The sequence below is a fragment of the Microcoleus vaginatus FACHB-2002 genome, assembly GCF_040004035.1.
GTDB lineage: Bacteria > Cyanobacteriota > Cyanobacteriia > Cyanobacteriales > Microcoleaceae > Microcoleus > Microcoleus vaginatus_C.
This window is the reverse complement of the sequence record NZ_JAMPLN010000028.1, coordinates 52189-67348: the sequence shown is the minus strand read 5'-3', so window position 1 is coordinate 67348 and position 15160 is coordinate 52189. Positions and strand designations below refer to the sequence as shown.

At 44.3% G+C, this 15160-nt stretch carries 14 protein-coding genes, 1 tRNA gene and 1 pseudogene; 13 read left to right on the top strand and 3 right to left on the bottom strand.

Annotation, left to right across the window (positions count from 1 at the left end; all coding sequences use genetic code 11):
* Positions 1–80 precede the first annotated feature (80 nt).
* From NDI35_RS21690 to NDI35_RS21630, 13 genes are all read left to right on the top strand, one after another.
* Positions 81–680, top strand: a complete 600-nt coding sequence (locus NDI35_RS21690; protein ID WP_445314537.1) for a hypothetical protein — start codon at positions 81–83, stop codon at positions 678–680.
* A gap of 84 nt (positions 681–764) precedes the next feature.
* Positions 765–1019, top strand: coding sequence for a hypothetical protein (locus NDI35_RS21685; RefSeq protein WP_333161228.1), 255 nt, complete (start codon positions 765–767; stop codon positions 1017–1019).
* Between the two features lie 97 nt (positions 1020–1116).
* The gene (locus NDI35_RS21680) at positions 1117–1476 is read left to right on the top strand and encodes an ArsR/SmtB family transcription factor (RefSeq protein WP_445314536.1); all 360 of its coding nucleotides are present in this window, start codon (positions 1117–1119) and stop codon (positions 1474–1476) included.
* Positions 1477–1592: 116 nt separating this feature from the next.
* Complete coding sequence (locus tag NDI35_RS21675) at positions 1593–2621, top strand: PstS family phosphate ABC transporter substrate-binding protein (protein ID WP_445314535.1); 1029 nt, start codon at positions 1593–1595, stop codon at positions 2619–2621.
* Positions 2622–2722: 101 nt separating this feature from the next.
* Positions 2723–3433 carry an MIP/aquaporin family protein gene (locus NDI35_RS21670; protein ID WP_445314534.1) on the top strand — a complete coding sequence of 237 codons (711 nt, stop codon included), beginning with the start codon at positions 2723–2725 and terminating at the stop codon, positions 3431–3433.
* Positions 3434–3440: 7 nt separating this feature from the next.
* A complete protein-coding gene (arsH, locus tag NDI35_RS21665; protein WP_445314533.1) occupies positions 3441–4100 on the top strand; it encodes an arsenical resistance protein ArsH in 660 nt (219 codons plus the stop codon).
* A gap of 50 nt (positions 4101–4150) precedes the next feature.
* On the top strand, positions 4151–4546 hold the full coding sequence (gene arsC / locus NDI35_RS21660) for an arsenate reductase, glutathione/glutaredoxin type (RefSeq protein ID WP_190732266.1): 396 nt from the start codon (positions 4151–4153) through the stop codon (positions 4544–4546).
* A gap of 201 nt (positions 4547–4747) precedes the next feature.
* Entirely contained in the window at positions 4748–5734 is a 987-nt protein-coding gene (arsS, locus tag NDI35_RS21655) for an arsenosugar biosynthesis radical SAM (seleno)protein ArsS (RefSeq protein WP_445314532.1), read from the top strand.
* Between the two features lie 98 nt (positions 5735–5832).
* Entirely contained in the window at positions 5833–6558 is a 726-nt protein-coding gene (locus tag NDI35_RS21650) for a TVP38/TMEM64 family protein (protein ID WP_445314531.1), read from the top strand.
* Positions 6559–6991: 433 nt separating this feature from the next.
* Positions 6992–9415, top strand: coding sequence for an ATP-binding protein (locus NDI35_RS21645; RefSeq protein ID WP_445314530.1), 2424 nt, complete (start codon positions 6992–6994; stop codon positions 9413–9415).
* 251 nt (positions 9416–9666) lie between these two features.
* Entirely contained in the window at positions 9667–10566 is a 900-nt protein-coding gene (locus tag NDI35_RS21640) for a class I SAM-dependent methyltransferase (RefSeq protein ID WP_445314529.1), read from the top strand.
* A 64-nt stretch (positions 10567–10630) separates the two neighbouring features.
* On the top strand, positions 10631–11359 hold the full coding sequence (locus NDI35_RS21635; RefSeq protein ID WP_445314528.1) for an HAD family hydrolase: 729 nt from the start codon (positions 10631–10633) through the stop codon (positions 11357–11359).
* Positions 11360–11479: 120 nt separating this feature from the next.
* Positions 11480–11552, top strand: a tRNA-Ala gene (locus NDI35_RS21630).
* 56 nt (positions 11553–11608) lie between these two features.
* Here NDI35_RS21630 and NDI35_RS21625 read toward each other — a convergent pair.
* The 3 genes and pseudogenes from NDI35_RS21625 to NDI35_RS21615 all read right to left on the bottom strand — a co-directional run.
* Entirely contained in the window at positions 11609–13528 is a 1920-nt protein-coding gene (locus NDI35_RS21625; RefSeq protein ID WP_445314527.1) for a sensor histidine kinase, read from the bottom strand.
* Between the two features lie 150 nt (positions 13529–13678).
* Positions 13679–14593: a phosphate/phosphite/phosphonate ABC transporter substrate-binding protein gene (locus NDI35_RS21620; RefSeq protein WP_445314526.1), complete on the bottom strand. Its 915-nt coding sequence runs from the start codon at positions 14591–14593 to the stop codon at positions 13679–13681.
* Positions 14594–14695: 102 nt separating this feature from the next.
* Positions 14696–15137 (bottom strand): annotated as a pseudogene (locus tag NDI35_RS21615) (7-cyano-7-deazaguanine synthase); the annotation flags it as partial.
* Positions 15138–15160 lie beyond the last annotated feature (23 nt).

Genomic DNA, 15160 nt, shown 5'->3' with positions numbered 1-15160 from the left:
GTAATTTAAGTAGTAGAATCAGATCAACCCGCCCCGGCTGCGATGTTTGAAAAAATTATTGTTTTGATAGAGGGAGTTAAATGCCCTACAGTCAATTTAGCATAGAACAAATTAAGGCAACTTTCGGCATCGCCTTTTCGAGCAAGATGGGCTTGTTTGCTGACATTCCCGAAATAGAACCAAGCAGTTTTTTGCAAGAAACTTTGCAATTCAATCTGCCTTTAGCACTAGAAATTAATTCCGAGAAAGCTCGCTCCGAGCTAATTGTCGCGCCAATATTAGTTGAAATAAAAAAACGGCTGCCGCAACGGATAAGTTTATTTTCCGGTCGAGAATTCAATGTAGACGCTGCTAGGGGTTTGAGCGGTTATTGCGATTTTATAATTAGCAGATCGCCGGAACAGCTAGTCATTGAATCCCCAGTTATCGCCTTGGTTGAAGCCAAAAATGACAACATCCAATCCGGCTTAGGACAGTGCATGGCAGAAACGATCGCAGCACAAATATTTAACCAGCGTCAAGAAAATGACATTCAGACAATTTATGGAGTGATCACCACTGGAAGTATTTGGAAATTTTTCAAACTAGAAGGAATTGCGATCGAGATTGACACCAGCGAATATTTTATTAATAATGTTGGTAAAATTCTCGGTATCTTAATAAATTTTATAGAGTCTTGAGTGAAACCAGAATGTATTATTTAAGCTGCTGCGTGCAAATCGCAAGTTAAAATAGTTGTGGATATCGTTTAACCAAAGCCAGCCATGAATCAAGCGCCCAACCCCTTTAACTCAAATCCCTCCAATCCGCTAGACCCCTTGGAGCAAGAAGTTGACGAGCAAGGTGAAGAATTGCCGAGACAGTACCACCCGGCAACTAAAAAAACTCTGCAAAAAGTCTTTATCATCCTGGTAGTTGTTGGGGCAATTATTGGGGGAATTCTATCTATAGGGGTGATTTCGCTGATGCAGAAAGCCGGACTCACTGATGTGCCGGCGCGGGTACAGAATCCGAAGTAATCAAGTCCGAAGGATCGGCCGATGCTGAATGCACTGATTTTCTGGGATGAAGCTTGAGAAACTATGATGTTTTGTATGGATGTTTTCTAAATAATTGATGCTTAAAAATTCTACGGCAGCGCCCGATCGCCTCCCACAGCCGCCAATTTCGGAAAAACTTGTCTCCGCAGGCTTTCACGCTCTTTCTGACCCCCTGCGGATTCAGATTTTGGAGTTGCTGCGAGAACAGGAGTTGTGCGTTTGCGAATTGTGCGATCGACTTTCTGTCCCTCAGCCTAAACTCTCTTTCCACCTCAAAACCTTGAAGGATGCAGCTTTAGTCCGCAGCCGCCAAGAAGGTCGCTGGATTTACTACAGCCTCAATTTAGCTCAGTTTGTCGCCCTCGAACAATACCTGTCGGAGTACCGCCGCTTCAGCCAGATCCTGCCGGCGCGCCCTTGTTCCGACGCGGGTTAACCCATCAACATTTCTTAATGTGTTTATTGCCTGTTTGTCTTCCCTCATACTTGACATATCAAATTTTATTGATATGATTCCAGTGTATCCCTTAGTTATGGCATTGGGTGAGGTCAATGAAGCCAGCAGAAAAGCCCAAGGTTTCCGCACTAAGTATAATTGCTTTGACCATAGGTGCGATCGGGCTTCTCAACTCCTGCGGACAAGTCCAGTCGCAAGAATCGCAAAGCATTAAAATTGACGGTTCCAGCACTGTGTATCCAATTACGGATGCGATCGCCAAAGAATATCAAAATACCAATCCCAAAAAAGCATCAATTACTGTTGAATTCTCCGGTACTGGTGGAGGATTTAGAAAGTTTTGTGCTGGCGAAACTGACATCAGCAACGCCTCGCGACCCATCAGCCCAGGGGAAATGGAAGCCTGCAACAAAGCTGGCATCCGCTACTACGAATTACCTGTCGCATTTGACGCGCTCACAGTAGTAGTCAATCCCAAAAACGACTGGATAAAAGACATTACTGTAGAGGAATTGAAAAAAATTTGGGAACCCGCCGCCCAAGGAAAAATTACCCGATGGAATCAGATCCGACCTAATTGGCCGAATCGACCTCTAACCCTCTACGGTGCAGGCAAAGATTCCGGTACATTTGACTACTTCACAGAGGCAACAGTAGGTACTGCGAAAGCGAGCCGTACCGACTATACAGCTAGTGAAGACGACACAGTTTTAGTGCAAGGAGTTATTAAAGACGAAAATGCTTTAGGTTACTTTGGATTGTCCTATTACGAAGGCAACCAAAGTCAATTGAAAGCTGTAGGTATTGACAGAGGCAAAGGAGCAGTGTTGCCCTCCCGCGAAACTGTAGAAAAAGCTCAGTATCAGCCCCTGGCACGACCTCTATTTATCTATGTCAACTACAACTCGGCTCAAAATAAACTAGAACTACGCAACTTTGTAGAATTCTACATGAAGAAAGCTCCGACCTTCGTTAGTTCGGTGGGTTATATTCCTTTACCAAAAGAAGGCTATCAACTAATTTATCAGCACTTTTACAATGGCAAGGTAGGGACTGTTTTTGGTGGCAAAGCTCAGCTTGACTCGACAATTGGAGAGTTATTGCGACACCAGGCAACTTTTTAGGTATCAGTGGTCATCTGTCAACTGTTGTAGCTTGTTAGCTGTAAATTTAGATTGGTAACTAAAATCTCACAAGAGAGGTAAATTTATCACGGATCGACTCAATGTTCAAGTCAGTTTATAAGACAGCAAGCACCTTGTTCTCACCCGAGTGCAGGAGAGAAGCAATTGCAGAATTCCTCGGTACGTTTATTCTGGTATTTGCAGGCACGGGCGCCGTGATGGTTAACAAAATTAGCCAGGGTGCAATTACTCATTTAGGCATTAGTTTTGTCTTTGGAGCCGTTGTCGCCGCAATGATTTATGCTACCGGTCATATTAGCAGCGCCCACTTGAATCCGGCTGTAACGTTAGCTTTCTGGGCGAGCGGTTTTTTTCCAAGCCAGCGTATTTTGCCTTATATTTTAGCGCAGTGTGCGGGTGCAATCGCAGCTTCTCAATTGCTGCTAATTACCCTAGGAAAAGTAGCAAATCTCGGTGCAACTCTTCCTCTCAACGGTAACTGGTTACAGTCTCTAATCCTAGAAACAGTATTGACTTTTATCCTGATGTTTGTTATCTTAGGTTCGGGATTAGATAGGCGCGCTCCCATCGGTTTTGCGGGGATAGCAATTGGGTTAACTGTAGGGTTAGAAGCTGCATTTATGGGGCCAATTACCGGAGCGAGTATGAATCCGGCACGCTCTCTCGGCCCGGCTTTAGTTGGCGGCATTTGGGAACACCACTGGGTTTACTGGGTGGCTCCTATTTGGGGAGCACAATTAGCAGTCGCAGTTTATCGGGAAATATCTAACGGATTTCGGGATTTTAATTGAAAGTAGCATGACAAGTTTTACGCACAAACCGAGAATTTTGTTTTTATACGGCTCGTTAAGAGAGCGTTCTTACAGCCGCTTATTGGCTGAAGAATCGGCTCGAATTATTGAGGGCTTCGGTGCCGAAGTTAGGTTTTTTAATCCTCTAGAATTGCCGATTTATGGTAGCGTTCCCGATACGCATCCGAAGGTTCAAGAATTACGGGAATTGAGCCTGTGGTCGGAGGGTCAGGTGTGGTCTAGTCCAGAAATGCACGGCAATATTACCGGCATTATAAAAAATCAAATTGACTGGATTCCTTTAAGCATTGGGGCTGTCAGACCGACTCAAGGCCGAACTTTGGCGGTGATGCAAGTTAGCGGCGGTTCGCAGTCTTTTAATGCTGTCAATACTTTGAGAATTTTGGGTCGCTGGATGCGGATGTTTACGATTCCGAATCAGTCTTCGGTGGCGAAGGCTTATCAGGAATTTAATGAAGATGGGACGATGAAGGATTCGCCTTATCGCGATCGCGCGATCGACGTGATGGAGGAACTGTACAAGTTTACCTTGCTGTTGCGGGAGCAAGCGGACTATTTGACCGATCGCTACAGCGAACGCAAGGAACAAGCAGCTAAAGAGGCGATCGCCCTAGCAAATCGCGCCCTTGAATTACCGGGCGCTTAGACACTGCCGGAACCCCGACAGCAACCGATAACCAACAACTCACAAAAACCATGAAAAAAGTAATGTTTGTTTGCAAAAGAAACTCCTGCAGATCGCAAATGGCAGAAGGATTCGCTAAAACCATCGGAGCCGGCAAGATTGGAGTCACCAGTTCCGGGTTAGAATCAAGCAGAGTTCATCCGACAGCAATTCAAGTCATGTCAGAAATCGGCATTGACATCACCGATCAAACATCCAATCCATTAAACGAATTCAATGCAGAAGACTACGATGCAGTAATTTCTCTCTGCGGCTGCGGCGTGAATTTACCCGAAGCGTGGGTATTGCGAGAAGTGTTTGAAGATTGGCAACTCGACGATCCCGACGGACAACCCATCGAAACTTTTCACCGCGTTCGAGATGAAATTAAAGCACGAGTTGAAACATTAGTTGACTCTCTAAAGTAAGATTAATAGTCCTACACGCACGGGTGGTCAGAAACCGGGTTTTTTTCTGAGAAGACGCTTTACAACCCGCAAAAACGGCAAAAAACCCGGTTTCTTAGGTTTTGATGCGTCCAGAACTATTAGAATTAGTGCTAAATTATGAGAGGCGTTCCGTCGGAACGCCTCTACATTCGTTGCGAGCAGAGACCAAAAGGTTAGCACATGATTCAGACAGCAGTCACGCCTTTCAAAAACAAAATTCACTCAGCTTTAACTAAAAAGCAGATTACAGTTTTACAAATTAATCTCGGCAAACGCTGCAACCTCGCTTGCACTCACTGCCACGTAGAAGCTAGCCCGAAACGAACAGAAGAACTTTCCCCGGAAATTTGCGACCAATTAATTGAAATCATTCGCCGCTTTCCTCAAATTCAAACTGTTGACCTCACTGGCGGTGCTCCCGAAATGCTTTACGGTTTTAAACCGCTAGCGGAAGCGGCCAGGGCGGCAGGTAAAGAGGTAATTGTTCGTTCTAATTTGACAATTTACTTTGAAAAAGGTTTTGAAGATATTCCCGAATATTGCGCGCAGAACCAACTCAGAATTGTGGCGTCGCTTCCCTGCTACGAAGCTGACAATGTGGACAAAATGCGCGGCAACGGTGTTTTTGACAGTTCGATTCTGGCGCTGCAAAAGCTAAATGAGTTGGGATACGGGAAAAACCCAAATTTAATTCTGGATTTGGTGTACAATCCACAAGTGCCGGCAACAGACAAGTTTTCGCTAACACCGGAACAAGGAAAGTTAGAGCAAGATTACAAGGTTTATTTAGCCGAACATTTTGGGATTTGTTTTAATCAATTGTTCGCGATTACTAATTTGCCGGTGGGACGGACTAAGTTTCATTTGGAACATAAGAAACTTCACAAGCCTTATCTGGGGTTTTTGGAGGATAATTTTAATCCCGGTACTCTGGAAAATTTAATGTGCCGCAACGAATTGTCGATCGACTATTTGGGCAATGTCTACGACTGCGATTTTAACCAAATGGAAAATCTGCCGGCGAAAACTGGGACCGGGGAAAAGATAACTGCTGCTAAATTGCTGGAATCTGGGAGTTTAGATTTGATTCAAGAGGTGCAAACTGCTGCTTATTGTTATGGATGTACGGCAGGTTGCGGTTCTAGCTGCGGCGGTAGTTTGATTTAATTTAAGGGAAAAGTTGCGCTTTATTACAGAGTATTGCAGCGCTAAAGCGCAACTGGCAAGCTTAGGGTGTATGCAATTTAGACTGGGGAGTTTAGGTAATGAATGATTCGCGATCGCCCGGTGAAAACCCGCCAGCATCAAACAGGTGGAAGCTGATTTTAGGGATTGGTTTAGCTGTGGCTTTAATTGCTGCGACCAGGTTTTTCAACTTCCAAGGAATTCTGAAAAATGCGCTGGAGTCGATCGCGAGTCTCGGCCCGTGGGGCCCGGCAGCTTTTATTCTAATTTACATTGTCGCAACGGTTCTATTTATCCCCGGTTCCTTGCTGACTCTTGGTTCTGGCGTTTTGTTCGGAGTCGTTGGCGGTTCGGTTTGTGTTTCCATCGGCTCGGTTTTAGGCGCAACTTGCGCTTTTTTGGTAGGGCGGTATTTAACTCGCGACTGGGTTTCCAAACAGATAGAGGGCAATCAAAAATTTAAGGCGATCGACTCCGCAGTTGCTTCTGAAGGATGGAAAATTGTGCTGCTGACGCGACTTTCTCCCATTTTTCCGTTTAATTTGCTTAACTATGCTTTTGGAGTCACGCAGGTATCTTTAAAAGATTATTTTTTGGCATCTTGGATCGGCATGATTCCTGGAACTGTCATGTATGTTTATATCGGTTCCCTGGCCGGGAGTTTGGCCGCACTTGGATCTAGCGGGCGATCGCGCACTGCCGCTGAGTGGGCTCTCTACGGCATTGGTTTGCTAGCAACGATCGCCCTCACCGTTTATGCAACCCGCTCGGCTAAAAAAGCTTTAGACGAAAAAATTTCTCATTGAACCCACAGCGCAAATTGGTAAAATTGTCAAGAGGGTTTTGCCCATACATTATAATACATTGCTAATTTAAAAAACTCCGTGTTTTCTCTGTGTTATTTACAATTATTTTGTTATACAAACGAGAGAGATATTAAAGATATCGTAAAGCAGTTACCTCAATTAGGTAAACCGAAGGTCGAAATATAAAATTGATGCCAAAATAGAAGGCGAGCGCCCAACCATAAGAAAAATTGTTTGCAGTCAGGAATGTAAGTCCTACCATTTTAAATTGTAGATTTTAGATTGTTTAGATTGCGAATGACTGATGACTACCAGGGTTTGAATCTTGGCTACAGTTGCATTCTTTTCTTAAACGGGTCTCACTACTTGCCTGATATTAATTCTGCGGAATGACGAAGACCGTTTGATGAAGTTGACTCTGAGGGAACATTTGATGATGCAAAACCCAGCAAATCAAGCCGGATCTGTGTCTGCGCCGTCGCCACAAACAAAAAAGCTGCGCCGCTTTTGGCAAAACATCAGCACTTCTGCTCAATCGCGGTGGCAGCAAGTGCATAGTCTTTGGCAGCACAGACGGCAGCGCCGCCATTTGCTGACACTGCTAATTCTGGGCACCACGGCTTTAACCATTAGCACAACTGCTTGCATCAGCTATTTTTTTGTGCGCGGGCTAATCCTCGACAATTTAAAGCAAATAGCACTATTAAAACTAGAAAAAGGCACTGACGAAATCGACCGCTGGCTCAGCAGCCGCAAAGCAGAAATAGAAACCATTGCTTACGATCCTACGGTTAGCACTCTCAATTGGAAATTAGTCGAACCCAGGTTGCAAGGAGAAATATACAGGTTAAAAGAGTATTTCATCCTGTCATTAACTCAACCAGACGGCTCGTTTATCAACACTCTAGGCAACCGCGCAAACAACAAAGACCGCCAACACTTTAAAAAAGCAATGGCAGGGCAGCTCAACGTTTCCGACCCGCTGATCGGCCGCAGTACAAAAGTTCCTACGATCATCATTTCAGCTCCTATTTGGGCCTTGCCTCCCGCTCCTAATAAAGTAATTGGAGTCCTATCGGGTAGCATTAAATTAGACCGAGTAACATCTGTCGCTAACAGCTTGCAGTACGGTTCCGATAGTTATGCTTTTGCGCTCAATTCACAAGGAGTGCCAATTGTTCATCCCAACAATAACTTAATCGGAAATATCGACTGGCCGGCCCCAAGCTTTTTAAAGTCACAAGACCCCGCACTCTCCACAATTGCGCGGCAGATGATCGACCGCCAGAAGAACATCGAACTGGTAAAAATAGATAACAAATGGGTGTATGTGGCCTATGCTCCCCTCAAGGAAGTTAACTGGTCGATGGCTTTAGTAATTCCCCGCGAAAATATTGAATCCCAACTCCAAGCATTAAATTTGCTGACATCCGTAGTCGCCGGACTGCTCGTCCCGGCAATGCTAGCAGCAATTTGGCTAATTTACTCCTCCGAAAACAATCGCGCTCAAGCGGAGCGAGAAGCAATGCTCAACCGGATTGCCGGACGCATTCGCGCTTCCCTGGAATTAGACAAGATTGTGCAAAGTACAGTCGAAGAAATAGTAAGTTTGCTGCACCTAGAACGGGCGGCTTTTGGTTGGTATAAACCGCAGGAAAAAAAGTTACAAATCCTGTGGGAATGTTGCCCATCTGATTCTCCGACACAAGGCATAAAGTTTGAGTCTTACTTTCTGGAAAATGTGTTAGTACGGAGTGGTCAAGGCGAACCAATTATTCTTTCGAGCGACACTTGGGCGCAGGGTGTAACTCAACCGCCGGAACTTAAAGCTAATAGCTATTTAGCCGTTCCTGTCCAGACTCAAAACCAGCCGCAGGGTTATTTAATTTGCAGCCACGTTACTCATTGGCTTTGGAGCAAGGAGGAAATCCAACTCTTAAAAGCGGTAGCAGACCAATTGGCGATCGCCATTACTCAAGCTCACCTTTACAGTCAAACCCAAGACCAAGTAAAACTGCTTAATAGCGCCTTAAATGAACTGAAAAAAACTCAAACTCATTTAGTGCAGAGCGAAAAAATGTCATCCCTAGGTCAAATGGTAGCCGGGATAGCGCACGAAATCAACAATCCCGTTAACTTCATTTCGGCTAATTTGCCTCACACCAGCAAATATACTAAAGATTTATTAGAATTGGTGAGTTTATACAAAGAAGCCTTCCCAGAGGTTCCCCAGGAAATCGCAGATTTTACCGAAGAAATCGAGTTAGAATTTATCGAGGAAGATTTGCCGCATATATTGGATTCTATGAAAATAGGAACCGAACGCATTCGCAGCATCGTTCTTTCTTTGCGTAACTTTTCTCGCCTTGATGAATCTGACAAAAAGCAGGCGGATATTCACGAAGGTATAGAAAATACCTTGCTGTTGCTCTCCAACCGCATTAAAAATAGAATTTATATAGTCAAGAAATACGGAAAAGTGCCTTCAGTTGAGTGCTATCCCTCTCAGCTCAATCAGGTGTTTATGAACTTGCTGAGTAATGCGATCGATGCCTTGAACGAGATCGATCGCCTGGATAAAATTATTACTATTTCCACGGGAGTAGTTCGCGAACATGGCGCTAAATTTCTGAAAGTGGCGATCGCCGACAACGGCCCCGGCATTCCCGACAGCGTTAAAGACCAAATTTTTAACCCATTTTTTACTACTAAAGAGGTGGGCAAAGGCACGGGTTTGGGGTTAGCAATTAGCTACAAAATTGTCGTGGATGGACACGGCGGCAGCATCACAATTTCTCAACCTCCGGGCGGAGGCACGGAGTGTTTGATAAAAATTCCTATTACTAACGGAAAGTAAGACCATTTTAGATTTTAGATTTTAGATTTTAGATTTTAAATTTGGGAATGACTGATGAAATAAGAGTTTATAGCTTGTCTATAGTTGCATTTTTTAAACTCGTATAAGCAGGACGTGGGAAAGGAAGCCCACGGAGTTTTTAACGGAGGTAAGGGATAGAGGGAAGAGGGAAGAGGGACTAAACAGTTTTAATTAATGCTAAGTTGACGGCCGTTGGCTAAAATTAGAAGAGTTTTTGGTAAAGGTGTTTTATGGCTGTTGGCAAGGATACAATTTTCGAGCGCTTTTTGTCGCCCCTGATGCGACTGGCGATCGACGAACAAGCACTGAAACGACTCTACGAAGGTATCGACTGGGAAACAGCGGGCGATCGCTACCGACAACCCGACTTAGTTTATCCCGAATATTACAGCAGCCAAAACTTTCACGGCATTAAACGCGGCTACCTCAACCCCAGTGCCGCCGTTTCCTACGATCCAATCACGCAATATGTTTTGCCTCCCCACGAAACAGTCGTCAGGCAAGGCTTAATTGACGCTGTGCGGGTGAAACCGCGCCGAATCATCGATTTGGGATGCGGCACCGGTTCGACAACGCTCATGCTCAAGCAAGCCTTTCCACAAGCGGAAGTTGTCGGCTTGGACTTGTCGCCTTATATGCTGGTAGTTGCCGACATGAAAGCGCAAAAAGCCGGCTTAAATATCCAGTGGTTGCACGGAAATGCCGAAAGCGTTGCCTTTGGCGATGGCAGCTTCGATTTAGTCGCAGCTTCCTTGCTGTTTCACGAGACGCCGCCTGCTGTATCGCGGGCAATTTTGCGAGAAAGCTTCCGACTGCTGAAGGTTGGGGGACAAGTGGCAATTTTGGATGGAAATCAAAAAACTTTGCGGCAGACAGAGTGGCTGACTGATATCTTTGAGGAGCCTTATATTAAGTCTTACGCCGCGGGCAGCCTCGATGCTTGGGCGGGGGCGGCTGGATTCGCGGCGGTGCAAACTCACGAACACTGGTGGACAAATCAGGTGACGCAGGGCGTGAAACCTTTGCCGGGGGAAGATTTGGAACAGATGCGAGTGGCAAGGGGGTGGAATGTGGACGATCGAACTCCTGATTTTGATGGCGATTTACCGGGCATTCCAGCTCCTGCTTGATCTATTAACTGTTGCCTGTTAATGGTTAACTGTTAGCAAACTAATGACTAATGACTCATGACTAATGACTCTAAAAGCAGTTTTATTTGATTTTAATGGCGTGATTGTTAATGACGAGCCAATTCACGAGAAAATAATCGATCAATTGATGCTCGATGAAAATCTCCAGCTCAAACGTGGGGAGGTTCGAGAAGTTTGTTTGGGAAAAAGCAATCGCGCTTGCATTACCGCACTGCTAGAGCGCCGGGGACGATTTCTGACAGAAACATACCTCGATCGACTGCTGCAGCGCAAGGCAGAAGCTTACAAAGCTCAAATAGATACTTTGGAGAAACTGCCGATTTATCCCGGTTTGGCAGAATTTATTGATAAAATTCGGGTCGCCGGACTGAAAATGGCCGTAGTTAGCGGGGCAATGCGATCGGATATAGAATTGGTGTTAGATCGGGCCGGTTTGGCAGCAAACTTTGAGTTAATTGTCGCAGGCGACGACTTGACGGCGAGCAAACCAGCACCGGATTGCTATTTATTGGCTGTGGAACTTCTCAACCAGAAATATCCCGACTTTAACCTGCAACCGATCGAGTGTTTGGCGCTAGAAGATACTTTTGCGGGGATTGAAGCAGCGAAAAAAGCGGGGATTCAGGTAGCGGGTGTGACTCACACTTACCCGTTTCACATGATTCAGCGCCAAGCTAATTGGACGGTGGACTATTTTGCTGATGTAGAGTTGGACAGAGTGGCCGCACTTTGCTCGATCGCCCCCACTGAGCCGGCTGCGGAAAACACTTGACCTTTTTAGCAGTTACGTGCTAGTGTAAGTGACGGTCTGCGAACGTGAGAGCAAGCAAGACCTGTAAGCCTTTTAGATTCGGCAATCCGGCATCTAAAATGCTAAATTAAAACTCAATCAGGGGAATTAGCTCAGTTGGTAGAGCGCTGCGATCGCACCGCAGAGGCCAGCGGTTCGAGTCCGCTATTCTCCATATGTCGAATATATGTAAAATAAGAAATTATTTGTCGTTATAGACAATATCTAGCTTCAAGTTTGAGAGGAGGCCGGAAGTGCGATCGCAAACTCTGCTCCCGCTCCCAAAGATGAAATTACCTCTATTTTCCCCCGATGTTTTTCCACAATCTGGTAGCAAATTGCCAGGCCAATACCAGTGCCTTTTCCTGGTTCTTTAGTTGTGAAAAATGGGTCAAATAACTTACTTTGAATTGCGGGTGAAATGCCAGGGCCGTTATCGCAAATTCGCACCAAAATTTGGCTCCCGTCTAACTTTTGCGTCTGAATTAAAATCTGAGGAATTTTACTTTTTTTATAGTTATCCCCTGACTCTTCGAGTGCATCTATCGCATTTACTATAATATTCATAAATACTTGATTGAGCTGCGCTGGATAACACTCTATTTCGGGCAATTGCCCATACTTTTTGACAACTTCAATTCCAGGCTTGAGGCGACTGTTCAAAATTAATAGTGTATTGTCAATGCCTTCATGGATATCAACTAATTTCATCTGAGCTTCATCTAAGCGAGAGAAGTTTCGCAAAGACAAAACTATTTGCCGGATGCGTTCTGAACCTATTTTCATAGATTCAAGCAGTTTTAGTAAATCCTCTGTGAGAAAGTCTAGTTCTATCTCTGCGATTTCTTCTGCGATCGCCTCTGTCGGTTGCGGGTATTCCTGCTGATAGAGACGAATTAACTTTAGCAAATCTATAATATACTGGTTGGCGTATTCTAGGTTGCCGTGAATAAAGTTAACAGGGTTGTTTATTTCATGGGCTACCCCTGCCACCATCTGCCCTAAACTTGACATTTTTTCGGTTTGAATTAACTGGGTTTGGGTGTGCTTAAGTTGGTAAAGTGCTGCTGTAAGTTCTTCTGTTCTTTCTTCTACTCGCTCTTCCAAGCTTTGGCGAGCTAGCTCTAATTCATGGGTGTATTCTGCTACCCATTGAACTAATTGATTAATGGATTTAGCTAAGGTGCCCACTTCATCTTCTGTGGTGACAGGTACTTGCAAATCAAAATTTGCTTGTTGAGTAATAGTTTTAGCTACGGTGGTTACTGCTTGGAGAGGAAGGGCGATCGCGCGGCTGGTACAGATGGCTAGAAAAATAGCGATCGCGGCTGACACTAACATACTCACTACGATGATTTGCACTCGCAATTCCTCAGCTCTATTAAAATTAATGTAAGCTTGTCCCTGCTGTGCTTTAGCTACTTGTGTCATCAAGCTCAAACTCTCTGACAGCCGCTCAAACTTCACATCGAGCTTAACTGCTTTCTCCCCTCTAATTAAATCCAATACTTGCTGCTGTGCATCTTTAACTTCCTCTGGTTTTAGTGAGGAGGGAGCTATTTCTTGCCAAAAAGATTTGAGCAATTGAGAATACGAATCTGTCGCAGTTGTGTAACCGTTTAACAGTTCCTTTAATTCAGAAGAATTAACTGCTAATTCTGTGGAATATTCTTCCGTAAAAAAAGCTAGTTCTGCAATATGTTTTTTGACTACATCCACATCTTTCAAGAACTTAGCAGTTTCATATTCAAACCAGATTGAATCTCCCAAAACTGAGATTAAGCGTTTGGGATGTGACTGCACTGCTTGCACGGAATATTCTAAATCCCTGAGCAAATGTTGTTGCTCATCAGCGAAGGTTAGAGCTTGGAAAGCTTGTTTTTGGTAATAGTCTCCACAGAGCATTCCCCCTGTGGTTCCTAGTACGGCTATTCCAATTGCTAGCGAGTAGCCATAAGCAATTTTTTTGGCAATGCTTAAGCCAGAAATGAAGCGGTTAATGGCAGTCAAGGGAGTTTTTTTGATATAATTTTTGAGGTCGCGATCGCCTTCCGTATCGCCTTCTGTGACAGCGGCTTTATTTTGCCGTCTATTTAGGGTAAGATTGGGGAATTTTACCGCGCCATTTTCTCCCTGTTCAAATTTTTGCATACTAGCAACCTGAGCTAAATTTTAAGAATTTTATTAGTAAATGCACATAAATAAAGTCTCTTATTCGTAGTAGGGGCTATATTCCCTATAGTTTAGGGATTAAGGACTAAAGCTGTACTACAAATTCGGTATTACATAAAAAATTTAACCTTAAAATACATTACCCTGACCAATGGCTTTATAAGCTTCACGAATCATGTTATAATCACTGTCGTTTGCTGGCACCAGTTTAGCTCCTTGATACTTATCATTAGCTTTCCCAAGTAAAATGGCTTCAATTAGCTTGTCTTGATTTTCTACCAAGCGATCGCGGATTTTTTCAACAAGAGTATTAGGTAGATTGCTGCTAGCAACAAACAAGTCACTAGGTAAGGGTTGTCCTGTGGCAATACTCCGAAAATCCTTGGTCGCTAAACCGTCTATTTTGAGCAAATCTTTGTATCTATTTAAACCAATAGCTAAGGCATCAACTTGGTCTTTTTTAAGAGCCTGCAAGCCCTTTTTTCCCAACATTAAGATTTTGATGTCTGTTTGGGGATTTAAGCCAGCATCCAGGAGAATTTTAATCGGCCCTAGATGACCACCAGTTGCACCTATTTCCCACATAGCTATTGTTTTACCTTTCAACTGTGCTGCTGACTTAATCTCGCTATTGGCACGAACAAGAATAAGTGAGTGATAGTCGGGGCGGGTGATCGCAATGATGGGAACAGCATTTGTCCGAGCCCGCATAATCACATATTCAGATGGCCCTGTTAGAGCTAATTTTAGCTGACCAGACTGGAGAGCTACGGCTGCGGCTATATAGTTATCTACTGGGAACAATTCAATTTTTTTCTTTAAAACTTCTCCAAGAACAGTCCCAAATGCTTGATAATTTTGCTGCAAATCTTTTGCTCCTTTAACATCAGTTACGGCAAATTCAAGGGTTTCTGGTTCACTTACAGTCAAATTGGAAGAACTGCGAGTAGATTGATTTACTGTTGTAGAACAGCTTCCTACAAACAATAGGGAGAATCCAACAAAATGCCGCCGCTTCATAATTTTTAGGAGTTTTAGTGGCACTTGAAAACAGCATAACTATTATAAGCTATTTGGCAGAAGCTTTCATTAAAATAGATTATCGATGGGTTAAACTTCAGTGTGGCAAAATTTTTCAGAAAATTTTTATTGATCGGTGTTTGGGTTGGGAGCGTAAGGCAGCGGATCTTGTAAACCTAACTCCTTAAACGCTGCCCGTGGTAACTGACATGAATCGCAAACGCCACAAGTAACTTCACCGTCGGCGTCACAAGACTAAGTTTTTTCCGAAGGCACTCTCCAATTATTGCCTAATTTAATGATTTCTGTCTTGTTTAGCTCAATCAGCGGTGTTGAGATAGAAATTGCTTCGCCTTCTCTCCCTTGTTTTGTCCCTAACCGCAATACTTCTTGCATGGCTTGAATATAATCGGGGCGACAGTCTCGATAGACCGAATAGTCTAAAGCGTTGACGCCAATGTAAACGCGATCGGCGTTGAGAGTTGCAGCCCTGGCGACGCCAAAACTTAGGAGTATTCTACGGTGGGAGGTAGGTTATCGGGATGCTTTCGGAGATTTGATCGAGGGTACTCGCGCCAAAAAGCGTCTGGC

What these genes read in the sequence shown, in the direction of transcription:
- NDI35_RS21690 (WP_445314537.1), top strand. Translation starts at nt 81, where the DNA reads ATGCCCTACAGTCAATTTAGCATAGAACAAATTAAGGCAACTTTCGGC.
- NDI35_RS21685 (WP_333161228.1), top strand. Translation starts at nt 765, where the DNA reads ATGAATCAAGCGCCCAACCCCTTTAACTCAAATCCCTCCAATCCGCTA.
- NDI35_RS21680 (WP_445314536.1), top strand. Translation starts at nt 1,117, where the DNA reads ATGCTTAAAAATTCTACGGCAGCGCCCGATCGCCTCCCACAGCCGCCA.
- NDI35_RS21675 (WP_445314535.1), top strand. Translation starts at nt 1,593, where the DNA reads ATGAAGCCAGCAGAAAAGCCCAAGGTTTCCGCACTAAGTATAATTGCT.
- NDI35_RS21670 (WP_445314534.1), top strand. Translation starts at nt 2,723, where the DNA reads ATGTTCAAGTCAGTTTATAAGACAGCAAGCACCTTGTTCTCACCCGAG.
- arsH (WP_445314533.1), top strand. Translation starts at nt 3,441, where the DNA reads ATGACAAGTTTTACGCACAAACCGAGAATTTTGTTTTTATACGGCTCG.
- arsC (WP_190732266.1), top strand. Translation starts at nt 4,151, where the DNA reads ATGAAAAAAGTAATGTTTGTTTGCAAAAGAAACTCCTGCAGATCGCAA.
- arsS (WP_445314532.1), top strand. Translation starts at nt 4,748, where the DNA reads ATGATTCAGACAGCAGTCACGCCTTTCAAAAACAAAATTCACTCAGCT.
- NDI35_RS21650 (WP_445314531.1), top strand. Translation starts at nt 5,833, where the DNA reads ATGAATGATTCGCGATCGCCCGGTGAAAACCCGCCAGCATCAAACAGG.
- NDI35_RS21645 (WP_445314530.1), top strand. Translation starts at nt 6,992, where the DNA reads ATGATGCAAAACCCAGCAAATCAAGCCGGATCTGTGTCTGCGCCGTCG.
- NDI35_RS21640 (WP_445314529.1), top strand. Translation starts at nt 9,667, where the DNA reads ATGGCTGTTGGCAAGGATACAATTTTCGAGCGCTTTTTGTCGCCCCTG.
- NDI35_RS21635 (WP_445314528.1), top strand. Translation starts at nt 10,631, where the DNA reads ATGACTCTAAAAGCAGTTTTATTTGATTTTAATGGCGTGATTGTTAAT.
- NDI35_RS21625 (WP_445314527.1), bottom strand. Translation starts at nt 13,528, where the DNA reads ATGCAAAAATTTGAACAGGGAGAAAATGGCGCGGTAAAATTCCCCAAT.